Origin of the sequence: Leminorella richardii (assembly GCF_900478135.1) — a bacterium.
GTDB lineage: Bacteria > Pseudomonadota > Gammaproteobacteria > Enterobacterales > Enterobacteriaceae > Leminorella > Leminorella richardii.
Genome location: NZ_LS483470.1, coordinates 1,420,888 through 1,445,122, shown reverse-complemented (window position 1 = coordinate 1,445,122; position 24,235 = coordinate 1,420,888). Strand labels below are relative to the sequence as shown.

The following is a 24,235-nucleotide window of genomic DNA, read 5'->3' as shown; positions in this document are numbered from 1 at the left end:
CTCACTTGCGCTGGTCGTCCAGCGTCACGCCCTTGGGCGGTGTAAAGGTAAACTTAGAGGCGTCTACAGAGCCCACCTGCTGCCCTTTAAGCTGATAGCTGCTGCGCTGGCCATCCTGCTCTACGGCCGTAAAGCTCCTAATGGTGCCGTCGCTGGTTACGCTGATAGAAAACGCTTTCAGGTTCCCTTTTTTCGCTTTTGGCGTTAGTTCGAACTCATCGCCTTTCTGGGCGACGTTGTATTTGTCCCAGTCGGCCTTGCTGTTGCGCGTAATCAGCATAAATGGCGTATCGCTGGTTACACTGTTAAGCCAGGTCGCCGTGACCTGCTCAACGAACGGATTGTAGAACCACAGCGTTTTACCGTCGGATACCAAAATGCTTTCGTCCGGTGAAGTCATATGCCAGCGAAACAGGTTTGGCCGCTTAACCCACAAGTCGCCTTCACCCTGCTGGATAGAAGCGCCACCGGCGTCTTTCACCGTTTGAGTAAAACGCGCCTGAAAGCTGTTCAACTTGCTCAACCGGCCCTGTAGATCAGATCGGGCATCGGCCAGTGCGGCAGATGATGCCACGGTCAACAACAGGCCTGCGACAATAAGAGACTTCTTCATCGTGACAATCACTCCACTCTATGGCTTATCGCATCGGCGCCTTTCTGCTTATGCTGCTCAGGCGCCGTGCGTAAAAGTAAACGGGTCGTATTCAACAGACTATCGTGCTATCTCACTAAGTGAATGTATTTTACCTATCTTTTCACTCATACTGTTCACTCATAGTCTGGGCCGCATTCCGACCCGATGTCGATCAATCAAAGTCAGAGCGCGCCAGCACCTCTCGGTTACCGCTGTGCCCTGGAGGACTCACAATTCCCTGAGCTTCCATTTGGTCAATAATGCGCGCCGCTCGGTTATAGCCAATGCGGAACTGGCGCTGAATACCTGAAATGGAAGGTTTTTTCTTTTCAATCACAAAGGCTACAGCCTGATCAAACAGAGGATCCAGTTCTTCTTCACCGTCAAAACCCAAACCCTCACCTCCGCCTTCTTCCGAAGCGGCAGTGATGTTTTCAATGTATTGAGGACGGCCTCTCGCCTTCCAGTCCTGAACGACTGCGTGAACTTCCTGATCGCGGACGAACGCGCCGTGTACACGAACCGGCATAGAAGAGTTTGGGGGCAGATAAAGCATGTCCCCCATCCCCAACAGCGATTCCGCCCCCCCCTGATCCAGAATGGTGCGTGAGTCAATTTTACTGGAAACCGTAAACGCCATTCGGGTCGGAATGTTAGCCTTGATTAGGCCAGTAATAACGTCAACAGACGGGCGCTGCGTTGCCAGCACGAGGTGGATCCCTGCGGCACGCGCTTTCTGCGCTAAGCGAGCAATCAGCTCTTCAACCTTCTTGCCGACCGCCATCATCAGATCGGCAAACTCGTCAACCATCACCACGATATAGGGAAGCTTCTCCAGCACCGGATGCGTCATGTCCATACTGTCAGTAGGCTTCCAGAACGGATCGGGAACAGGACGACCTAAGGACTCTGCCTCTTCCAATCGTTCGTTATACCCCGCCAGATTTCTTACCCCCAGCGCGGACATCAGCTTGTAGCGTCTCTCCATCTCGCCCACACACCAGCGCAGCGCGTTGGCGGCGTCTTTCATATCGGTAACCACCTCAGTCAGCAGGTGCGGAATGCCCTCATAGACAGACAGCTCCAGCATTTTCGGGTCGATCATGATAAAGCGCACGTCTTCAGGCTTGGACTTAAACAGCATGCTGAGGATCATGGCGTTCACGCCCACCGACTTACCGGAGCCTGTCGTACCGGCCACCAGAAGGTGTGGCATCTTGGCCAAATCGGCAACAACCGGCTGCCCAGAAATGTCTTTCCCCAGCACAACTGTCAGCGGAGACGACGCGCCGGTAAACTCAGGGCCGTTCAGCACTTCACGCATGTATACCGTTTGGCGATGCTCGTTCGGCAACTCAAGCCCAACATAAGGCTTGCCGGGAATAACCTCTACCACGCGCACGGCAACCACAGACAGAGAGCGCGCCAAGTCCCTCGCTAGGCTGGAAATTCGAGCGGCTTTAACGCCCGGAGCCAGATCCAGCTCAAAGCGGGTAATCACCGGCCCCGGCAGAATATCAACAACCCGGGCCTTAACGCGGAAATCGGCCAGTCGTCGCTCAATCAGCCTAGCGGTCTCTTCCAGTGCTTCGGTATCGATCGGCGTAGGATTAGGCGGCGGTGCGGCCAGCAAATCAAGAGACGGTAGCGGCGTCGTTGGCTTCTCCAACGGTCGCTCGTTGCGCATCAGGAAAGGATGAATAAGCCCCTCAACTGACGGAGAAACTGACTCTTCTTCAGGCTCAGGCGCAAACGCTACCACAGGCTGATTCACTGAACTCGCTGAAAAAGACGGCACAGCAGCAGGCGCTGGCGCTCGGTAGCCGTACTCTTCTTTCGCTGCATCTGGCGCTGCGGGCTCAAAAGGAGCCGCTGGGCGCGACGCTGGCGTCAACCCAGCTACTGGCGAGTTAAACGCGGGAGCGCTCGGTGCCGCTTCAATCACGTCAACAGGCAGCAGACCGCTGGTATCTGCAACGCCGGTTTGCGAAGGTAAAGTAAACAGGGGTTCAACGGCTCGCCCTGCTGCTGAATCTATCTCATCATCATCGTCCCGGGCAGATATGCCGGAAAGCGGGCTGTGGTAGGCGCTAGAATCAGATTCGTTTTCAGTGGCGTCGCCTTCTATCTGGAAGCTGTCGCCGTAGCGTTCGCGCTGTTCTTCAGCAAAGGCTCTTCTCAGCGCCTCTTCCTGCATAGCGTCTAAATCGTCGTCATCAACAGACAGATTCGGTTCTGAGAGCTGGGACGCGGTGCCCCCTAATTTCTCCCGTTCACGCTGTTCAGCTTCGCGTTGAGAAGGCAGTTTGATACCAAAGGAAGCCAGCTCTCTGCGCGTTGGAATGCGCACAGGATTTGGCCGAGGCAGTTCAGGGCCAATGCCCTGCTTCACCTGAGAAGCACCGCCTAGCGGCACTGGCGTAAACGGCATGCTGACAGAAGAAGTTGACGCCGCCGACGTGGCCGCAGCTGCTGCGGCAGCGGACGCGGACAGTGCGCTAAAGGCGCCAGAGACTGTATCGCTTTCTACATCAACCCCCGCCTCAGAACCGGGCTTGGATTCACTATTGGTATAGCCATAGTGATTTTCTGCACTGAATGCAGATACGGTAGAGGCATCCTGAACGGCTGGTGTTTCGCTTTCAGCCATGTGGCTTTCTATGCCGCTCGAAGAGCTCGCGGTGTCAGAATAAGAAGAAATTGTCGATGCGCGGGTAAACGTTGTTTGCCCGAAGGAGAACGTTGGTGGCTGAGACTCTTCTTCCACACGGCTCGAGTGACCTTCCCAACTAGAGCTGCCTTCCCATGAGTTAGGCTCCACAGTGACCGAAGAAAGCGAGGTTTCACCGCCTTCTTTAAGCCATTGATCGTCTATAGGCTGTTCGTTGACTAGCGCTTCACTGTTCGCCTGAGCGCTTTGCGCCTGTTCGTTCATCGCTTGAGGGGACAGCGAGTCATCAAACATGGAGATATCTACACGGCCCGGCTGCAGAGCAGCGCCGTCACTGCCTTCAACATCGTCGGCTTTTGCCTGTGCAAAGGTAAAGGTTTGCTGGAACTCATCGCTGAGATCATCGTCTTTAGGCCCGTCCTCAGCAATACTGAATGACGATGCCCCTAGCAGAACATCATCGTCACTCGCGCCGGAACGCTCACTACTAATCTGAGGTTCACTATCGATGGCGCTATCTGCCCTATCGGAGGATTTTCTGGTTTTGTTGGAGGCAAACGTCAGCACGCCCATAACCAGCCCGCCGATCTTTTCTGCAATCGTCAGCCAAGACCAGCCAGTAAGCAGCGTAAGCCCTACTGCCCAGACGCCAAGCAGCACCAGCGTTGCTCCCACGCTGTTCATATGCGGCAACAGCGCACTGTTAATGAGATTACCGACTACACCGCCGGAAGCAAAGTAGTACCAGTCATCGATACTAATGGCAAAAAGGCCGCATGAAGAAAACACCAGCGCCAGCAGGCCAACTAAGCGCAGCGAGAAAGCAAAAAAGTCCACCGACTTCTGTTCACGCGTAAAGCGATACAGCATCCAGCATGAAAAAATCATCAGCGGAGGAATGGCATAAGCCAGAATGCCAAAAACGAACAGGAAAACGTCCGCCAACCAGGCGCCGCTTTCTCCTCCAAAATTCTGAATAGGATCGTGCCAAGCCGTTTGTGACCAGCTGGGATCGGCGGGGCTAAAGCTGACAAGCGCCGCTATCATGTAAACAGCAAATACTGTAACCGCGAGTAGAGCAGCTTCAAGCAGCCTCTGTCGGCTGTTCAGCTTCTTCAACTTGGGTTCTTTATCTTCTATATATTCCTGGCTCAAGAAGGGCTCTCCAGGTCATCTTAGTGACGCGCAAACGACAGCGCCAGGATTACCCCAGCGCTGAAACTGTATGAATAAACAGGAGTGTAACGGAAATTCACAGGTTTTGCACCTGCTCCAGTGAATTATCGCGTCTTAATGACGAGGTGGTTACTCTGCTTAACTTCTTCCATGACGACGTAGGTACGCGTGTCGTTAACGCCGGGTAAACGCAGCAGGGTTTCACCCAGCAGCTTTCTGTACGCCGACATATCAGACACCCGCGTCTTCAGCAGATAGTCAAAGTCACCTGATACTAAGTGGCACTCCTGAATCTCTTCCAGCTTTTGAACAGCCGTGTTGAACTGTTCAAAAACGTCGGCTGCCCCGCGGTTTAGCGTTATTTCAACGAAAACCAGCAGTGAAGCGTCGAGATAGTGAGGGTTTAACAGCGCCGTATAGCCTTGAATAAACTTTTGTCTTTCCAAACGGCGAACGCGCTCCAGACAAGGCGTAGGCGAAAGCCCTACACGCTTTGAAAGCTCAACGTTAGAGATGCGACCATCCATTTGTAATTCATTCAGAATATTGCGGTCAATACGGTCAAGATCTTTACTAGGGCGTTTTTTGTTGTCTACCATTTTTTTTCTCTCAATATCTTCCTTGTTTCTGGATACACCACTCTCTCTCCTAAAGATAGTTGGCACCGCTGTTCAATCAGGCTCGTTATGAATAGCCAGCATACGCTCTGCGCCTTCTGCTATTGTTCCCGTCGCAATAGCAAAAGACCTGCTGGATCGGAATGTTACCCCCGCCTGTTGTTGTTTTTAGCAGGGCTACTCAACCGAATCCTGAGTTGAACAAGTTGAATTAGCCGTTAATCCACGCAAATAAAGAGTAAGTCTCTGTAACCTTGCCCGATTACCCACCTTCATAAACTCTATTTGCGCAGTTAGTAGCGTAATTACAGGATAATGTTTTCGCAAATACACGCTGTATTGTCAAAGTAAAAGAGTAAAAAAAAGCACATATCTCTATAAATATTCCTAATCTCGCTGTTTATTACTCAATCAAACCTATTCAATAGGTAATATCTATCAGAATAATCGATGTAAACGCGTTACGCGCTTTTTTTCATAGTGTATTTTTCTTACAATCGTACAACTTGATCCGCCCTACTCGTTAACAGGAAACCGTTTATGGCCAAACATTGTCAATTGCTGATTTTAGGTTCTGGACCCGCAGGCTACACCGCCGCTGTGTATGCTGCTCGGGCAAACCTCAAGCCGGTTCTGCTTACGGGCATCGAACAGGGTGGTCAGTTAACCACAACCACTGAGGTTGAAAACTGGCCGGGTGATGCAGAAGGCCTCACCGGGCCGGGCCTGATGGAGCGGATGCGCGAACACGCCCTGAAGTTTAATACTGAGGTCATTATCGACCATATCAATAAAGTCGATTTTCAAACTCGCCCTTTCCGTTTATTTGGCGACAGCGAAGAGTACACCTGCGACGCGCTGATTATCGCAACAGGCGCTTCTGCACAGTATATCGGCCTTCCATCAGAAGAGAGTTTTAAAGGGCGCGGAGTGTCCGCCTGCGCCACCTGCGATGGCTTTTTCTATCGCAATCAGAAAGTCGCTGTTGTCGGCGGCGGCAATACCGCTGTGGAAGAAGCCCTGTATCTGTCTAACATTGCGGCAGAAGTTCACCTTATTCACCGTCGTGACAGCTTTCGGGCAGAAAAAATTCTTATTGACCGCATGATGGAAAAAGTGCGCAGCGGAAACATCGTACTGCACACCGACAGAACGCTGGACGAAGTGTTGGGCGACGATATGGGTGTGACTGGTGTTCGCCTAAAAGACACAAAAACTCAGGTCACAGAAGAGCTGACGCTGACCGGTGTCTTTATCGCTATTGGGCACCGCCCCAATACCGCTATTTTTACCGGCCAGCTTGAAATGCATGACGGCTACCTGTCGATTCACTCTGGTACCCGTGGTAATGCCACACAAACCAGCATTCCCGGTATTTTTGCCGCAGGGGACGTTGCCGATCATATTTATCGTCAGGCCATCACCTCTGCTGGCAGCGGCTGTATGGCTGCGCTGGATGCCGAACGCTATCTTGAGACGCTAAACAGCAAATAGGCGCTGTAATGCAGAGAGCCGGCTCTCTCTCGATGAAAGATAAAGTAAGGCGACGCGAGTCGCCTTATTCTTTTGCGACAGTGATGGTATCCTAGAGCCCATGTTGTTACGCAACCCTCGGCGATCCCTATGTCTGAAATGAAAAAAACGCGGCAGCGCGAACTGACGCGCTGGCTTAAGAATAACGGTTCCCTAGCCCACCGCTGGTTGCGTATATCAACGCTGTTAGGACTTCTTAGCGGCTTACTGATTATTGGTCAAGCCTGGCTGCTGGCAACGCTGCTGCACGCATTTATCGTTGAACAGGCTCCCCGTTCCTCGCTCACTCTGTACTTTATTCTGTTGGTTACCACCGTCGTTTTACGCGCTCTGTTGGTCTGGCTGCGGGAACAGGTCGGGTTTATCTATGGCGCAACTATCCGCCAGTCTATTCGTCAACAGGTGTTAAATCGTCTAGAGGCGCTCGGCCCCGCCTGGATACAGGGAAAACCCGCAGGCAGTTGGGCAACCATGGTTCTTGAACAAATAGACGACATGCAGGACTTTTACGCCCGCTATCAGCCCCAGATGATGCTGGCCACAATTATCCCTTTACTGATCCTCGCGGCAGTCTTTCCCACTAACTGGGCTGCGGGTCTGATTCTGTTCGCTACCGCGCCGCTGATACCCATTTTTATGGCGCTCGTCGGTATGGGAGCAGCAGAAGCCAACCGGCGCAATTTTATTGCTCTGGCTCGCCTGAGCGGTAACTTTCTCGATCGCCTTAGAGGGTTGGACACGCTGCGGCTATTTCATCGCGCCGAGGCAGAAACAGAACAAATTCGCCGCGCGTCAGAAGATTTTCGCGTCCGCACAATGGACGTTTTAAAGCTAGCCTTTCTCTCATCTGCTGTTCTGGAGTTTTTTGCCTCCGTCTCTATCGCCGTTGCCGCTGTCTACTTCGGCTTCTCTTACCTTGGCGAGCTAAACTTCGGCCATTACGGCACGCCTGTAACCCTATTTGCAGGCTTTCTGGTGCTTATCTTAGCGCCTGAGTTTTTTCCAACCTCTGCGGGACTTAGGCACTTACTATCACGCGAAGGCACAGGCTATTGGCGCAGCGGAAACGCTGGAAACCTTCTTAAATACAGAAGCCGACACGGCTCCGGTAGAAAGAAGCGCATTTAGCTCCAGCGACGATATCACTCTTAAGGCTACCGATCTGGAAATCCTGTCGCCAGAGGGGCATCGTCTTGCCGGGCCGCTCAGTTTTACGCTGTCCCCGGGGAAAAAAATCGCTATTGTAGGCCACAGCGGCGCGGGGAAAAGCTCCCTGCTCAATGTGCTGCTGGGCTTCCTCCCCTATCGCGGCTCCATCACGGTTAACGGTACCGAGCTTAGCGCTCTGAGCCCGTCACAGTGGCGTCAACAGATAAGCTGGGTTGGTCAGAATCCGCATCTGCCTGCACGCACAATCAGAGAGAATATCGCGCTTTCCGCACCGCAGGCATCAGACGAGCAAATTGCGAAAGCCGCCAACAGAGCCTACATTGACGAGTTCCTGTCTCGTTTTCCTGACGGACTGGATACCGAGGTGGGTGACAGTGCCGCTAGGCTGTCCGTTGGGCAGGCTCAGCGCGTTGCCGTCGCTCGGGCGCTGATGTCGCCATGCTGCCTGCTGCTGCTTGATGAACCCACCGCCAGCCTTGACGCCAACAGCGAGCGCTTAGTTATGTCAGCGCTTAACAACGCCTCAACGCAGCAAACTACCCTACTGGTAACGCATCGGCTGGAGGACGCCTCTCACTACCACGACGTTTGGGTCATGGATAAAGGGATGATTGTCCAGCAGGGGGATTACCCGACTCTTTCCTGCACACCGGGGCCGTTCGCCGATCTGCTATCTAACCGAAGCGTGGAGGTATAAACATGAAAGCGCTACTCCCCTTCCTCGCTCTGTATCGCCGCCACGCCTTCCGACTGTCTCTAGGAATGATCCTGGCAATCGTGACTATTTTGGCCAGCATTGGGTTACTGACGCTGTCCGGCTGGTTTCTAGCCGCTTCAGCGCTGGCCGGGCTGGCAGGGCTTTTAACCTTTAACTACATGCTGCCCGCCGCTGGCGTGCGGGGCTCTGCCATTATTCGCACTGCGGCACGCTACGCTGAGAGGCTGGTCAGTCACGATGCGACGTTTCGCGTGCTGTCGCATCTGCGCACCTTTACCTTTCAGAAAATTCTGCCGCTTTCCCCCGGTGCTATTGCTCGTTTTCGACAGGCTGAACTGTTAAATCGTCTAGTCGCTGACGTAGATACGCTGGATCACCTCTATCTGCGCCTCATGTCGCCACTGGTCAGCGCCGTAGTGGTTATTTTGGTGGTCACCTTTGGGTTAAGCTTCCTTGATGTCACTCTAGCGCTAACGCTAGGTGGCATTATGCTGGCTCTGCTGTTTATCGTACCCGTGCTGTTTTACCGAGCGGGAAAACCCGTCGGCGTAGCCATGACGTCTCTGCGCGGTGAATACCGCTGGCAGCTAACAGCATGGCTACAGGGGCAGGCAGAACTGGCGGTCTTCGGTGCACTGGGAGCATTTCGCCAAAAGCTGGACGACACTGAACGGCAGTGGATAGCGCAGCAGAAGAAGCAGGCGCGCCTTAACGCCGCCTCTCAGGCACTAATGACTTTGGCCTCTGGGCTAACCTTTATTTTCATGCTTTGGCTGGCGGCCAACGGTATCGGTGGCGATCCTCATCCTGGCCCCTATATCGCTCTGTTCGTCTTTATTTCACTAGCGGCCTTTGAAGCGCTGGCACCGGTTGCAGGCGCGTTTCTGCACCTAGGACAGGTTATGTCCTCCGCTGAGCGCGTGCACCAGCTTATTGAGCAAAAGCCTGAAGTAACCTTTCCAGCTCAGGGCCCCCGTGCAGAGCCACAGGCAGCGCTGGTCGCTAAGAACCTTGAGTTCACCTATCAGGATCAGGCTTCGCCTGTTCTCAATGAAGTGAGCTTTTCTGTTGGCTCTGGAGAGCACGTTGCGCTGCTGGGGCGCACCGGCTGTGGTAAGTCAACGCTGTTGCAGTTGCTAACTCGCGCCTGGGATCCCCAGCAGGGAGACATTACACTCAATCAGCGCCCTCTATCAGATTATGATGAAGCAACGCTTCGTGAAATGATGGTGGTGGTTACACAGCGCGTTCACATCTTTAGCGCAACGCTGCGCGATAACCTGAAAATAGCTGCGCCTAAGGCCGACGAGGCGCATATGATTGATGCGCTGAAGCGTGTAGGTCTTGACGACCTGCTTGATCAAGAAGGACTAAACGGCTGGCTGGGAGAAGGAGGTCGCCCTCTCTCTGGCGGTGAACGACGTCGTATTGGATTAGCCAGAGCGCTGCTGCACAGCGCGCCGCTTATCCTGCTGGATGAACCCACTGAAGGCCTAGACGCCGAAACGGAAAAGCAGATACTGCTAACGCTGCGCGAGCACAGCCAAGGGAAAACCGTCATTCTGGTTACCCACCGGCTTGCTGATTTGCACCATATGGACAGAATTTACGTGATGGATGAAGGCCGCATTATTGAACAGGGAAGCCACGACGCGCTTCTTGCTCAGCAAGGGCAGTACTACAGGTTCCACCAGCGCGCCGAGTAACGCTTAATGCCAATATCATTAATAACTCGCGGCGGTAGACCATGCCTTTGATTCAGCTTTCGCCCCACTCGATAGAGTTTCCACCAATAGATCTGGCGCTGGATGACCCTAACGGTCTTCTGGCGCTCGGCGGTGACCTTTCGCCGGAACGCCTGAAAAACGCCTACTGGAACGGCATATTTCCCTGGTTTAGCCCCGACGATCCCATTCTGTGGTGGTCGCCAGATCCCAGAGCGGTACTCTTCCCTTCCGAGCTGCACGTTAGCCGCTCTATGAACAAGTTTATTCGACGCACGACTTTTCAAGTAACGCTCAACCACGCGTTTGCGCAGGTTATCAACGCCTGTGCCAGCGAGCGGGATGAAGGCACCTGGATTGCGCCTAAAATGCAGCAGGCCTACCTACAGCTTCACCAGCAGGGCGTCGCGCACTCTGTTGAAGTCTGGCAGGGAGAAGCGCTAATTGGCGGGCTATACGGCATTGCACAGGGAGCCATGTTCTGCGGTGAATCGATGTTCAGCCGGGAAAGCAACGCCTCTAAACTGGCGCTCTACGCCCTCTGCCAACACTTTCTTGGCTACGGCGGCCAGCTTATCGACTGTCAAATACTTAACGACCACACGGCTTCATTGGGCGCAGTAGAAATTTCCCGACAAGACTATCAACAACGGCTATTAGCACTGAGAGATACTCCCCTACCCGCACCGTGCTGGCAGTCACAGATATTAGACTTCATGTTTTAATTTTTACCGAGTCAAAGACATAGCGCGCCAGAAAATTCGCTTTCAGCTATAATAAAATCCTTTAAAAGTAAGGATGCGCTATAATGAGCCTCGTTCCGGCACATATCCAAGCCGGTTCGCACTCTTTTCTTTACTCTTTGCTTGTTTTTCGGCATTATCTTGCCGGTTAAAAACTAAGGTAGCTACACCTAGAGGATTCAATGGCCAAAGAAGACAATATTGAAATGCAGGGCACCATTTTAGAAACGTTGCCTAATACCATGTTCCGCGTTGAACTGGAAAATGGTCACGTCGTGACCGCCCATATCTCTGGCAAAATGCGTAAAAACTACATCCGCATTTTAACCGGTGACAAGGTCACGGTCGAACTGACCCCTTACGACCTGAGCAAGGGCCGCATTATCTTCCGTAGCCGCTAATAAACGGCTCTCGCGCCTACGCGCAAAGCCGTGGAGTCTGAAGGCTCCTGCGCCCTTACCTCACGGCAAGGGCGTTTTATTTAGGCTTTACTGAACGGCTTTCTCAACCTTCGCTTTCTTTACGCTTTCAAACTTATAGTCAAGGGCGTTTGAGTTCGCCTCCAGCGTGACGCTAACCGAGCCGCCGCTTACCAGCTTGCCGAACAGTAACTCATTCGTCAGCGGCTTCTTCAGGTGTTCCTGAATGGTTCTGGCCATTGGTCGAGCACCCATCGCTTTGTCATAGCCTTTTTCCGCCAGCCAGCGACGCGCATCGTGACTCACTTCCAGAGAAATGCCTTTGGCATCCAGCTGGGCCTGCAGCTCAACAATAAACTTGTCCACCACCTGCTGGATAACTGCTTCAGACAGGTGATTAAACCAGATAGTGCCGTCCAGACGGTTACGGAACTCTGGGGTAAACACCTTCTTGATTTCCCCCAGCGCATCAGTTTTGTTGTCCTGCTGCCTGAAACCAATGGACTCCCGCTGCGTCTCCTGCACGCCCGCGTTGGTGGTCATCACCAGAATCACGTTGCGAAAATCCGCCTTGCGGCCGTTGTTATCCGTCAGCGTGCCGTTGTCCATCACCTGCAGCAGCAGGTTAAAGACGTCCGGATGAGCTTTTTCAATTTCATCAAGCAGCAGAACCGAGTGCGGATGCTTAATCACCGCATCAGTTAACAGGCCGCCCTGATCGAAGCCAACATAGCCTGGAGGCGCACCGATTAAACGGCTAACCGTATGGCGCTCCATATATTCCGACATGTCAAAGCGAAGCAGCTCAATACCCAGCGCTTTCGCCAACTGCACGGTAACTTCGGTCTTACCAACGCCCGTTGGCCCGGCAAACAGGAATGAGCCCACCGGCTTGCGCTCGTCACCAAGCCCAGCCCTGCTCATTTTGATCGCTTCTGTCAGTGCAGAAATGGCGCTGTCCTGACCGAAGATCATCATGCTCATTCTTTCTGCCAGCGTCTTAAGCACTGTTTTGTCATTTGCCGACACCGTTTTCTCAGGAATTCGGGCAATACGAGCAACAATAGTTTCTATATCGCTGACGTTAATCGTCTTTTTACGGCGATTGGCAGGCATCAATCGCGCATAGGCGCCCGCCTCGTCAATCACGTCAATGGCCTTGTCCGGCTGGTGACGATCGTTAATGTACTTCTGGGACAGCTCAACCGCCGCGCGGATCGCCTTAGAGGTGTAGCGCACGTCGTGATGCTGTTCGTACTTTGACTTTAACCCCATCAGAATTTGCACTGTGTCCTCAAGAGAGGGCTCAGTAATGTCTATCTTCTGAAAGCGGCGGGAAAGCGCGCGATCTTTTTCAAAGATATTGCTGAACTCCTGATAGGTCGTCGAACCCATCACGCGGATGCGCCCGTTAGACAGCATTGGCTTAATCAGGTTGGCAACGTCCACCTGCCCCCCTGACGCCGCTCCGGCACCAATGATGGTGTGGATTTCATCAATAAACAAAATGCTGTTCTTATCGGCTTCCAGCTGCTTTAACAGCGCTTTGAAGCGTTTTTCAAAGTCACCGCGGTACTTCGTACCCGCCAGCAGCGCACCGATATCGAGGGAGTAAACCGTGCAGTTGGCCATCGCCTCTGGGATATCTCCCTGAACGATCCGCCACGCCAGCCCCTCGGCAATAGCCGTTTTACCCACGCCGGACTCACCCACCAGCAGCGGGTTATTTTTACGGCGACGGCACAGCACCTGAATCGTCCTTTCCAGCTCAGTTTCGCGCCCAATCAGCGGATCGATAGCGCCGTTCTGCGCCAGCTGGTTAAGGTTAGCGGTGAAGTTATCCATCCGCTCTTCGCTGTTAGGCTGCTCCTCTTCATTGGACAGCGTTCCCTGTGCGCCGGAATCATCCTGCGCGCCGTCTTTACGCGTACCGTGAGAGATAAAGTTGACGATGTCCAAACGACTGACGTCGTGTTTACGCAGCAGGTAGGCCGCGTGGGACTCCTGCTCGCTGAAAATGGCAACCAGCACGTTCGCACCGTTAACCTCGGTGCGCCCGGAAGACTGCACGTGAAATACCGCCCGCTGTAGTACCCGCTGGAAACTCAGCGTCGGCTGTGTGTCAGACTCTGGCCGCCCCTCTTGCAGCAGAGGCGTGTTTTGTTCAATGAACGTTTCCAGTTCATTGTGCAGCGTAACGATGTCCACCTGACAGGCATCAAGCGCCTCTCTGGCCGACGGATTACTCAGTAAAGCAAGAAGAAGGTGCTCTACAGTCAGGTATTCATGACGCTGTTCCCTGGCTCTCGCAAATGCCACATTGAGACTAAGTTCCAGTTCTTGATTAAGCATGGGCACCTCCTCATCAATCGCCTTTTCAGGCCTTTTCTAACGTACACAGCAACGGATGCTCATTCTCTCGCGCGTAGCGATTAACTTGCGTAACTTTGGTCTCGGCAATCTCCGCCGTAAATACCCCGCATATTGCTTTTCCCTGATAGTGAACGGTCAACATCAGCTGAGTCGCCCGTTCGACGTCGTAGGAAAAAAAACGTTGTAAAACCTCTACCACAAACTCCATCGGCGTATAGTCATCATTATTCAGTATAACCTGATACATGGGAGGCGGTTGCTGTTTCAACGACGTCTTGTCTTCCGATGCAACCTTCTCTTCCAAGCTTAGCCAATCGTGTAAATTATTCATGCGTTACGTGCCGCTCTCTCATGACGCTTACCGTTCTTTACTTATTTCATCGATCCGCTCTACGCCACGCGTCGGCTCCAAAACGGGACAGGGTAAAAATCCATCGTCTCTCTATCATTGGGCTCTTTTACGCATTTTTCAACATCCGCGCGTGGCATCTCGCTCTGATCGGTACCTGCAAACGGCCGCTGTTATACGTCAAAAGCCCATCATTCGCTACGGCGATTTCACCGATAGCACAATCCGTTACAAGAAAAAGGCGCATATTTCTATGCGCCCAGTAGGGCTAAGCAGGCTCTCGTCAGTATCTAAACGCTGGCTCGTCCCCTCGCCAGCCAAAGAATGCGGGAGAACATTTTTTTAAGCAGCGGCGGAATACTTTCTGTTCCCAGCGCACCGGCTCGTTCGGCAACCTCAATAGCCAGATCCGGCTTGGAGCTGTGCTGAATTGCCTTACTGATGATTTTGCGCATCGGCATATGAACACTGGCGGGGATCCCCGAGGCGTTGTGGTACACCTCGCTAAACCCGGCTTTATACATAAAGTTCTCCATGTCCAAAGCGGGAAGCTGGGTTAACCGCTCGCGATCGCTGTCGCCGGAGCCGTTCACAAAGGAGCGCACGGTTTCGGCGTATTTTTTCCCTGCGTCGTCGCCGTCAACCAGCACGTGCCACTCTATGCCCATACGGCTAGCGTATTTCAGCAGCGGACGCAGCCCGCTTTGAGCAAACTCGATAACCTTTATGCCCTCGCTTTCAAAGTGGTAGCCGCACTGCTTTGCCAACTCAGTCAACAGCCACACTTCCGTTTCCCCTTCCACCAGCAGCCAGCTTCGGGCAAACAGCGACGAGGCGCGATTTAATCGGATATGAAATGAAATTCGACGGCGCTCCTGAACGCTGAGCTCGCCCGGATCAATTTTAAACGCCGCCGTCCGGCTAGACTGGCGCACCAGCCGGTTCACGCTTTCCAGCGGCACCAGAGACAGCAGCTCACCGGAATTGGTTGTAGTGATCTTCTGCAAGGGCAAGTTGTCCAAGAGCCCCCACGCAGCAGACAGCATAATGGGATGAAGCCGACTTTCCGGGTCTTCAATCAGCAAAAGTGGAACGGCTTTTTCATCTAAATGCTCCGGCCCGCGCGCGTTAATAAGCGCTGAGAATACGCCAAGCAGCATCAGCCTCATGTGGCGGCTTTCTGGCTCAGACAGCAGTTGGTTCAGGTACGCCAGCGACTGCCACAGCAGCGTATCGCGACGATAGCGCTCGTTAAGGTAGGGGGAGACATCCGCCCCCTCTTTGGCAAACTGAGCGGAAAAATAGTGTTTTAACAGCGCGTGAATCGCCTGAAGCCCAAGCCTGAGGTCCTTATTGCTGATTTTATGAGGATTACACTCCAGCTCTGTTGCTAGCCGGCTGAGCTGTTTGGTAAGGATATCGCTGTCCCCGTTGGAGAACAGGTTACCGTTCTTTAGCCGCAGGCCGAATCGGGCGTCTCTTAGTCGCAGTACGGGATGAAGACCGGTTATCTCCCGCGCCATCTCGTCAATACTGTCGAGCTCCAGCGTCTGACCGTGGCTGTCCAGAAAGGAACGTGAAGTGACTACCTTGTCAGTGTCCTGCACGTCGGCCTCAAGGCGATAAAAAATGCGCGGGCGCGCATCGCCGTTTTTAACCCACAGCGGGCGGATCCGCTTAAACTTCGGTAAATCGGGAGAGTTAACGTCGCGCGCGCAGAACGTTAGCACAATGTGTAAATGATCGAGCCTTGAGGAGACGTCGCCAAGGGGATAGTGGAAATCCTGTATCTTGAATTCGTAAAGCCCGTTTCCAGAAGAAAACAGCAGAGTCAGTGCATCCAGCAGGCTGGACTTACCCCAGGCGTTTTCGCCAATTAATACCACGTTATCGTTTAGCAGCAGCGACAGCCTGTTAATTCCCCGAAAGCCGACAATTTCAATGCGCTCTAAAAACATGCTTAATTTCTCCCAAAGTCGGTCAGGCTTTTGTGTCGTCGTTAATTAGCTGAGCTACAAAGTAATTATATTCCAGATGGCGTTGAAAGCGATGAACCACTGCAAAAAACGAGAGATAACGCTGTTTCCACTGCGCTTTTTCATCACGACTTTACTCTCGCTTCATATTTAGCTAGCGTTATCACACTGTTTATCTACACCGCTGCAATACTATGTACTCTGGACTGGCTATTGTCCTACTGCCGCTTATCGCTGGCTATCTGATCCCCCTTAAAAACGCCGCAGCGCTGCGGGCGATTCATCGTACTCTGGGAGGAATGGTCTACGTTATCCTGTTCTTTATGGGAATTGGGCTGGCCTTTCTCGACAATCTGAGCGCTAACCTTCAGTCAATTTTGCTCTATAGCGTCACGTTTTTTATCGCTATTTTCGGCGCAAATCTGGCCGCCTTGAGCCTTCTGGACAGACGCTGGCCCTGGCGGGCTTCTCGTACTCACTCAGAGCCCCAATCGCCGTGGCACACCATTCTGTCGTCTTTACAGCTTTGCGGCGTTGTTATTGCCGGATTTCTGATTGGGCTAACCCACTACCCTTGGCTAACGCACGCCTCTGCCGCCAGCGAAGTGGCACTGGTGCTCCTGTTGCTGCTTATCGGCATCCAGCTAAGAAACAGCGGCATGACAATTAAAGAGATTACCCTTAACCGACGCGGTGCCATTGTGGCGCTGGTGGTTGCCCTGAGCGCCGCCGTTGGGGGCACGCTGGCCGCGCTGGTTCTGGGGCTTCCCGTTCACGTTGGTATCGCTATGTCTTCCGGCTACGGCTGGTATTCGCTTTCCGGCATTCTGTTGACCGATGCCTTTGGCCCCGTTCTCGGCAGCGCAGCGTTCTTTAACGATCTGGCTCGCGAGCTGGCAGCTATTCTGATTATCCCTTCACTGATCGTGCGGCGGCAGTCGACCGCCCTTGGCGTTTGCGGAGCAACCTCTATGGACTTTACGCTGCCGGTCTTACAGCGGAGCGCTGGGGTAGAAATCGTTCCCGCTGCCATTGTTCACGGTTTTATTCTGAGCCTTCTTGCTCCCATCGTGATGGCGCTGTTCTCTGCCGCCTAGCGGTCTGTACGCAAAAATTTGATATCGATCAATCATAGTTAAAGTTGCATTAAAAACTCCTGTTTAATGTTGATACTGTTCTCTATCATTAAACATGAATATAAAATACAACTTATAGGATGCTTCGTTATGTATTGCGTACAATGTGAACAAACTATCCGTACTCCCGCAGGCAACGGCTGCGCCTATGCGCAGGGCATGTGCGGCAAAACCGCTGAGGTTTCAGACCTTCAGGATCTGCTCGTCGCGGTGCTAGAAAGCCTCTCAGCCTGGGCTGTTAAAGCGCGCGAGCTCGATATTGTCGACAACGGCGTAGACACCTTTGCGCCTAGAGCCTTTTTCTCAACGCTGACCAACGTTAACTTCGACAGCGACCGCATTATTGCCTATGCCAGAGAGGCCATTGAAATGAGAGCCCGACTGGCCGAGCGCTGCCGCGCTCAAAACGCTTTATTGACCCTCGATCATCCTATGGCAGATCTGACGCTTTCTGACACCCTGCCTCAGCTGCTGGAACAGGCCACCGAGTTCGCCCTAAATAAAGACAAAGCGGCTATCGGTGACGACATTCACGGACTGAGAATGCTTTGCCTTTACGGGCTAAAAGGCGCCGCGGCCTATATGGAACACGCACTGGTGCTTGGGCAGCAGGACGAAAGCGTCTACGCGGAATACCACCAAATTATGGCCTGGCTAGGTACTCAGCCCGCCGACATGGCTGACCTGCTGGCAAAAGCCATGCAGATAGGCCAAATGAACTTCCGCATTATGGCCATGCTGGATCGCGGTGAAACCGACGCCTATGGCGATCCTACGCCTGTTGCCGTGAACGTGAAGCCGGTTGCGGGTAAAGCTATCCTGATTTCCGGTCACGACCTGAAAGACCTCCATATGCTGCTGCAGCAAACGGAAGGAACGGGCATCAATATCTATACGCATGGTGAAATGCTGCCTGCGCACGGCTACCCAGAACTGCGCAAGTTTAAGCATCTGGTCGGTAACTACGGCAGCGGCTGGCAGAATCAGCAAACCGAGTTTGCCAAATTCCCCGGCCCCGTTGTTATGACGTCAAACTGCATTATTGACCCTAACGTCGGCAACTACGGTGACCGCATCTGGACGCGCAGCATCGTCGGCTGGCCGGGCGTCAAGCATTTGGAAGGGGACGACTTCAGCCAGATTATCGCTCAGGCTCAGTCCCTCTCCGGTTTCCCCTATACTGAGCTCGAACACAATATTACCGTTGGATTTGGCCGCCAAACGCTGCTGAACGCGGCAGATACGGTAATTGATCTAGTTGCCCAGAAGAAGCTTCGTCACGTCTTTCTGGTCGGTGGCTGTGACGGCAGTCGCACTGAACGCAGCTACTATACTGACTTCGCCCGCAGCGTTCCGCAGGACTGCCTGATCATGACGCTGGCCTGTGGCAAGTACCGCTTTAACAAGCTGGACTTTGGCACGCTAGAAGGCCTACCTCGCCTGCTGGACGTCGGCCAGTGCAATGACGCCTATTCGGCTATCATGCTGGCGGTCAAGCTGTCAGAGAAACTGGGCTGTTCAGTCAACGATCTTCCCCTAACGCTAGTGCTGTCCTGGTTTGAGCAAAAGGCCATTGTCATCCTGCTGACACTGCTGGCGCTGGGCGTAAAAGATATCTATACCGGCCCGACCGCTCCCGCGTTCCTGACGGAAAACCTGCTTAACGTGCTGAAAGAAAACTTTGGCATGCGCTCAATCACCACAGTGGAACAGGATATGAAAGAGATCCTGGCTGCCTAAGGTCTCTTTTTGGCTTTGCGGGAGTGCGCTAACGGCTCCCGCCTCTTGTGAGATTATCATCATGACATCCCCCACACCCCTTTGCCCTAACGCGATGCAGGTGCACGGCGTTCATCAGGAGACTGACGACGTCTGGACGATAGAGCTTATCGCTCAGGACTTTTATCCTTACTCTCCCGGTCAGTACGCTCTGGTCAGTATTCGCCATAGTGACAGCGTGCTACGCGCCTATACGCTCTCTTCTTCGCCGGGCCTTAGCCGCTTTATTACACTAACCGTTCGCCGCCTTGAGAACGGTGAAGGCTCAGGCTGGCTGACCCAAGAGATCAAGCCCGGAGACACACTCTGGCTTTCTGAGCCTCAGGGAGAATTTACCTGTATCAATAAAGAGAACACGCCTTTCCTGATGTTGGCGGGCGGCTGTGGCGTTACACCTATCATGTCAATGACACGCTGGCTGCTAGCCAGTGACGCTCAGCCTGACGTCACGGTGATTTACCATGTGCATACTCCCAATGACGTAATTTTCGCTCAGGAATGGGCGTCCCTTTGTGAACGCTACGCTGATCGACTGCGCTTTCATTTGGCTACAAGCGCATCCGACGCGCCAGAAAGCTTTGTTCAAGGACACCTCAGTGAAGCGCTGATTCAGCAATATGCCCCTAATGTAGCGAAGAGCACCGTCATGACCTGTGGCCCTGAAGGCTATATGGAAAAGGCGCAAGACGTTTGCCTGAGTCTGGGTGTCGCGCCAGAGCGCTTTTATCAGGAAAGATTTCACACCTCGGCAGAAAGCAGTGTCAGTCAGGGTGATGAAATCACGATGCGGGTTCGCAGCCTGGCAAAAGACTTTTCTGTGCCCGTGGGCGCAACGCTGCTTTACGCGCTAGAACAAAACGGCCTTCCCGTTATTGCGGCCTGTCGTTCAGGCGTGTGTGGCTCATGTAAAACTCAGGTTTTACAGGGTGAATACACCACCACCAGCCAGTCAACCCTGACGGAAGATGAAATCAGTCAGGGCTACGTGTTGGCCTGCAGCTGCCAGCTGACAGGCAGTGTAGAAATCGCCTAATGGTCGATGCACTGATAAACAATATCTTGATAAACAATGTTTTTACAATCAATACATTGATAAACAACAGCAGCCTCTATGGCTTAACTGCCGCCGCCAAAAGCATCATTGGGCGGCGCAGCTCATCAGCCATCTCTGGCACGCTTTCCAGCAGGTGCTTCGCTGGCTGAGGCTCGACCAGCGAAGCCAGTCTGAATCCATGTTTCAACAGGCCGTTGATATAAGTCGTCAACGTCCGATGGTGCTTGGAAACCTCTTCACCGAGAAATACCGCTTTACGCCACCCTTCTGCAAAATAACGATCCACTGGCCAGTGCAGACGATTCCCTGCGCTATCGTAGTACCAATCCTGACCGCCCTCAGCAGTAAACGTTGGATGCTCCACAGAAAAAATGAAAGTGCCGCCGGGCGTGAGTCCTTCATAAACTCGTCGGCAAACTTCGTCAAAATCGGCAACGTAGTGCAGCGCCAGCGAGCTGATTACTACGTCAACGCTTTCCGGTTCTGGGTACACATCTTCTATTGCCATCTGTCGATACTCGACATTGGAGAACGCCGTTTTTTGCATCGCTTCTGCCAGCATTCGCTGAGATATATCGATGCCAGTCACGGAATGCGCCCCGCGTTCAGCGGCATAGATACAGTGCCAGCCAAAGCCACAGCCCAGATCCAGCACTTTTTTGCCGGAAAAGTCGGGCATCATCTTTTGCAGCTCGTGCCATTCTCCCGCTGCGGCTAAGCCCTGAACCGAACGAGGAAAGCGGCTGTACTTTTCAAAAAAGCGCTCACTGTCGTAAATATTTTCTTTCATTCATTTGTGCTCCACTGCTGTTCAATGCATATCAATCGACAATAAGAAATATAATTAACAAGAAATATACATAAAAATAACTTTTCAATACTCTCTATGATACAGTCTCTGCAAACAGGCAGTCCCTTCTCGCCTCACTATCTAGACTAAGGCCTACTCTCATGACGCCTCTACGCATACTGGTTTTAGGAGCCAGCGGCTATATCGGCCAAAACCTTTTGCCCTATCTTACCGCCGAAGGTCACCGAGTGATTGCCGCCGGCAGGCGCATTGACTGGCTAGAGGAACAGCATTTTCCCAACGTGACCTGCCAGTACGTTGACCTGATGCAGCCAGAAACTATTCCGCCAGTACTCAACAATATCGACGTTGTCTACTATCTGGTGCACGGTATGGGAGAAGGAAGCGACTTTATCTACCGCGAGCGTCAGGCGGCTCAGCACCTTCAGCAGGCGCTGCGTTTTTCTCAGGTTAAACACATTATCTTTTTAAGCGCCATTCAGCCCAAAGAGCCCAGCCATTCCCAGCACCTGACGGCGCGAAAAATCACCGGAGAAGTGCTTCGCAGCAGCGGTATCCCCGTGACTGAGCTGCGAGCTGGGATTATTGTCGGTCCCGGATCGGCGGCATTCGAAGTCATGCGTGACATGGTGTATAGCCTCCCGATACTGACGCCTCCCCGCTGGGTTCGCTCAAAGTCGTCCCCTATTGCTTTGGAAAACCTACTGGTTTACCTGACAAACATTCTGGCTCATCCCTCTTCTGAGCATCGAATTTTTGATCTTGGCGGCCCTGAGTATGTCAGCTACCAAAACATGTTCGAACGCTTTATAGGCCTGACAGGTAAAAAGCGCTGGATCATTCCGATCCCTCTGCCTACTCGGCTGATTTCCGTCTATTGGCTGAACATGATAACTACCGTGCCCACCTCAACGGCCAAAGCGCTGATCGAAGGATTAAAGCACGATTTGCCCGCTAACGATGCGCCAATTCGCCAGCTTATTCCGCAAACCCTGCTCAACTACGATGACGCTGTGCGAAAAACGCTGGAGAAAGAGCAGCAGGCAGTGAACTCAACAGACTGGGGCTACTCGCCCGAAGCCAGAGCACGCTGGCGGCCTGGATACGCGTTTTACCCCAAGCAGGCAGGGTATAGCGTGAAAACTCGCGCCAGTGCGGAAAGCCTGTGGTCAGTCTGTCAGGAAATTGGCGGTGAACGCGGCTACTTCTATGCTAACGTCCTGTGGAAAATTCGCGCCATTTTGGACGACGCCGTCGGCGGAGAAAGGCGCTATGGGCGCCCCGAAAGAGACGAACTACAGGTTGGCGATCGCATCGACGCCTGGCAGGTGATATCCATTCGACCGAAGCGGCAGCTGGTGATGCTGTTTCGCATGAAGGCTCCGGGGTTAGGCAGGTTGACGCTGACCATCACCGACACGACTCAGTATCGACAGATTGACGTCAGAGCCTGGTGGCACCCGGCAGGCTTTAACGGCCTGCTCTACTGGTTCGCCATGATGCCCGCACACCTGTTTATCTTTAAAGGCATGGCAAAGCGCATCGCTTCTCTGGCGGAAGCGCGCGACGATCATATTCCGTCGTGATACTTAATCAGCAATGCATCCAATATGGCTATCGTTTCGGCATCCGGCTCGCCGCTGTAGTTTGCTGGCCGAAAGTGCATCTGAAATGCCCTGACTGCACTGCGCGTCTGTTCGTCAAGGCGACCGCTGTCGCTTACCTCATAACCATAGCGCCTCAGACTGTCCTGTAGCTCTACCACACTGACAGTAGGCTGCTCGCGGCGTATCTTCAGCCGCTCAGAGACAACTCGGCTATCCGGCCAAGCGCCGATGCCTGCTCGCGCCAGCCGCTCCCAAGGGAACAGCGGGCCGGGATCAACTTTTCTCTGCGGCGACACGTCGCTGTGACCAAGCACGTTTTCAGGGCGGATCCCATAGCGCTGCACGATGTCCTGTGACAGAGCAATCAACAACTCAATCTGCTGCTCTGTATAGGGCTCCCAAGGTTCAACGCCCGGCGTATTCCTATAGCCCCAGTTAACAATCTCAATCCCAATCGAGGTGTCGTTCAGTCGGCTCTGTCCCCGCCAGAAGCTGGCCCCAGCGTGCCAGGCCTTTTGCGATTCAGGCACCAGCTGTAGCACAACAGGCTTGCCGCTAACCTCTTGCGGCACACGATCGACAAGGTAATGACTGCTAACGCGATCGCCCGTGAGCACCTTAAGCGAAACATCGGCGTTCTCTGCCGTATAGTGGAAAATCAGAGTCTGAATGCGGGGTTCATTGCCCTTAGCCGGGTAGCGATCGTCAACCCAATAGCCGCTGCGTTCCTTAAATGAAGAACAGCCGGATACAATCCCTAGAAAAAGTAATAAGACAATCGAGTAACGTCCTCGCATAGCAGAAAATGCCCCTAACCTTATGAATACCCAACCACTCTACGGTCGTCGAAAATCAGGCTGCCACTATACGCTATCGCCTGCCTATTGATAAACGCGTTTTACTCACTGATTTTCTTTCCTATTTTTATTTAATCCCGTAACTGATTAAAATTAATACAATCACTAAATTATATGTCTCAAAAATCGAAAAAAGCACCGATTTGCACTACAAAACTAAGGCAAAAACTGTTCTACTTAATGCTGTATCAAGAACACCACTCTCAGTAGCTGTACTATTAAGAAAGGATTCTAATGGCGCTATTCTTACAAAACTGTCTGACCTTCCCTGTCATCATTTTCAGTGGCCTCCTCGTCCTGGTACTACTTTATTGGATTTGTGCCTCTTTTGGACTGATGGACGGCGACTTTCTTAATATCGACGGCCCTGACGTTGACATTGACGGCGCAGATCTCAGCGGTCTGGCAGGCCTGTTGGCCAAATTTGGTCTAGCTGGCATTCCCGTTACCATCATTCTCTCGCTGTTTACGTTTATCGGCTGGTTTATCAGCTATTTTAGCGTGAACTGGTTTTTACGCTTTATCGACACGGACATCATCCGCTATCTGGTAGCCACGGCTATCTTAGTGGCGGTATCGTTTGTTTCTTTAATGATAACCGCATTTTTATTGAAGCCGTTTCGCGCTGTGTTAGCAAAAGGCGACGAACAGAAGAACGTAAAAAACCTGATTGGAAAAATCGCAAAAGTCCGCTCTGACAGCGTGACAGATCGGCGCGGAGAAGCCCTGATGGAAGACGGCGGCGCCGGTCTGATTCTGCAAATCCGCTCGCCGGAAGACGCGGGGCTCAAGCGAGGCGATCGCGTTGTCATTATTAGCTACAGTGCGGCAACGCACAGCTATGACGTGGTCAGCGAAGAAGAGTTTAATCGACTCTAAATGCACATC

Annotated in this window: 17 protein-coding genes and 1 pseudogene; 10 read left to right on the top strand and 8 right to left on the bottom strand. The window is 52.9% G+C overall.

The window, feature by feature from the left end; genetic code table 11:
- Position 1 precedes the first annotated feature (1 nt).
- From lolA to lrp, 3 genes are all read right to left on the bottom strand, one after another.
- Positions 2-613: an outer membrane lipoprotein periplasmic chaperone LolA gene (gene lolA / locus DQM29_RS06775; RefSeq protein ID WP_111739979.1), complete on the bottom strand. Its 612-nt coding sequence runs from the start codon at positions 611-613 to the stop codon at positions 2-4.
- 193 nt (positions 614-806) lie between these two features.
- Positions 807-4,460, bottom strand: a complete 3,654-nt coding sequence (locus DQM29_RS06770; protein WP_111739978.1) for a DNA translocase FtsK 4TM domain-containing protein — start codon at positions 4,458-4,460, stop codon at positions 807-809.
- Positions 4,461-4,585: 125 nt separating this feature from the next.
- Positions 4,586-5,080, bottom strand: coding sequence for a leucine-responsive transcriptional regulator Lrp (lrp, locus tag DQM29_RS06765; RefSeq protein WP_027274497.1), 495 nt, complete (start codon positions 5,078-5,080; stop codon positions 4,586-4,588).
- A gap of 558 nt (positions 5,081-5,638) precedes the next feature.
- On the opposite strand from lrp, the gene trxB reads away from it, so the two are divergent.
- The 5 genes and pseudogenes from trxB (at position 5,639) to infA (ending at position 11,387) form a co-directional block, all read left to right on the top strand.
- Positions 5,639-6,592, top strand: coding sequence for a thioredoxin-disulfide reductase (trxB, locus tag DQM29_RS06760; protein WP_111739977.1), 954 nt, complete (start codon positions 5,639-5,641; stop codon positions 6,590-6,592).
- A gap of 138 nt (positions 6,593-6,730) precedes the next feature.
- A pseudogene (gene cydD / locus DQM29_RS06755) lies at positions 6,731-8,498 on the top strand (heme ABC transporter permease/ATP-binding protein CydD).
- Positions 8,499-8,500: 2 nt separating this feature from the next.
- Positions 8,501-10,225 carry a heme ABC transporter ATP-binding protein/permease CydC gene (cydC, locus tag DQM29_RS06750; RefSeq protein WP_111739976.1) on the top strand — a complete coding sequence of 575 codons (1,725 nt, stop codon included), beginning with the start codon at positions 8,501-8,503 and terminating at the stop codon, positions 10,223-10,225.
- Positions 10,226-10,266: 41 nt separating this feature from the next.
- Entirely contained in the window at positions 10,267-10,968 is a 702-nt protein-coding gene (aat, locus tag DQM29_RS06745; RefSeq protein ID WP_111739975.1) for a leucyl/phenylalanyl-tRNA--protein transferase, read from the top strand.
- Positions 10,969-11,168: 200 nt separating this feature from the next.
- Complete coding sequence (gene infA, locus DQM29_RS06740) at positions 11,169-11,387, top strand: translation initiation factor IF-1 (protein ID WP_027274492.1); 219 nt, start codon at positions 11,169-11,171, stop codon at positions 11,385-11,387.
- Positions 11,388-11,474: 87 nt separating this feature from the next.
- Here the strand turns inward: infA and clpA are convergent, their stop codons facing one another.
- From clpA to DQM29_RS06725, 3 genes are all read right to left on the bottom strand, one after another.
- Positions 11,475-13,757, bottom strand: coding sequence for an ATP-dependent Clp protease ATP-binding subunit ClpA (gene clpA, locus DQM29_RS06735; protein ID WP_111739974.1), 2,283 nt, complete (start codon positions 13,755-13,757; stop codon positions 11,475-11,477).
- Positions 13,758-13,782: 25 nt separating this feature from the next.
- Entirely contained in the window at positions 13,783-14,109 is a 327-nt protein-coding gene (gene clpS, locus DQM29_RS06730; RefSeq protein ID WP_111739973.1) for an ATP-dependent Clp protease adapter ClpS, read from the bottom strand.
- 308 nt (positions 14,110-14,417) lie between these two features.
- Positions 14,418-16,085 (bottom strand): ATP-dependent nuclease, encoded by a 1,668-nt coding sequence (locus DQM29_RS06725; RefSeq protein WP_111739972.1) that lies wholly within the window; start codon positions 16,083-16,085, stop codon positions 14,418-14,420.
- A gap of 212 nt (positions 16,086-16,297) precedes the next feature.
- Between DQM29_RS06725 and DQM29_RS06720 the strand changes: the two genes are divergently transcribed.
- The 3 genes from DQM29_RS06720 to hcr all read left to right on the top strand — a co-directional run bounded on the left by DQM29_RS06720 (position 16,298) and on the right by hcr (position 20,051).
- The gene (locus DQM29_RS06720; protein ID WP_111739971.1) at positions 16,298-17,200 is read left to right on the top strand and encodes a LysO family transporter; all 903 of its coding nucleotides are present in this window, start codon (positions 16,298-16,300) and stop codon (positions 17,198-17,200) included.
- Between the two features lie 129 nt (positions 17,201-17,329).
- Positions 17,330-18,979, top strand: a complete 1,650-nt coding sequence (gene hcp, locus DQM29_RS06715) for a hydroxylamine reductase (RefSeq protein ID WP_111739970.1) — start codon at positions 17,330-17,332, stop codon at positions 18,977-18,979.
- 61 nt (positions 18,980-19,040) lie between these two features.
- Entirely contained in the window at positions 19,041-20,051 is a 1,011-nt protein-coding gene (gene hcr, locus DQM29_RS06710; RefSeq protein WP_170126502.1) for an NADH oxidoreductase, read from the top strand.
- A 76-nt stretch (positions 20,052-20,127) separates the two neighbouring features.
- Here the strand turns inward: hcr and DQM29_RS06705 are convergent, their stop codons facing one another.
- Positions 20,128-20,862, bottom strand: a complete 735-nt coding sequence (locus DQM29_RS06705) for a class I SAM-dependent methyltransferase (RefSeq protein WP_111739968.1) — start codon at positions 20,860-20,862, stop codon at positions 20,128-20,130.
- Between the two features lie 161 nt (positions 20,863-21,023).
- Between DQM29_RS06705 and DQM29_RS06700 the strand changes: the two genes are divergently transcribed.
- Entirely contained in the window at positions 21,024-22,469 is a 1,446-nt protein-coding gene (locus tag DQM29_RS06700) for a DUF2867 domain-containing protein (RefSeq protein WP_111739967.1), read from the top strand.
- Here DQM29_RS06700 and DQM29_RS06695 read toward each other — a convergent pair.
- The gene (locus DQM29_RS06695; protein WP_111739966.1) at positions 22,454-23,287 is read right to left on the bottom strand and encodes an N-acetylmuramoyl-L-alanine amidase; all 834 of its coding nucleotides are present in this window, start codon (positions 23,285-23,287) and stop codon (positions 22,454-22,456) included. The two genes, DQM29_RS06700 and DQM29_RS06695, sit on opposite strands and share 16 nt — an antisense overlap.
- A 294-nt stretch (positions 23,288-23,581) precedes the next feature.
- On the opposite strand from DQM29_RS06695, the gene DQM29_RS06690 reads away from it, so the two are divergent.
- Positions 23,582-24,226, top strand: a complete 645-nt coding sequence (locus tag DQM29_RS06690; protein ID WP_111739965.1) for an NfeD family protein — start codon at positions 23,582-23,584, stop codon at positions 24,224-24,226.
- Positions 24,227-24,235: the final 9 nt, after the last annotated feature.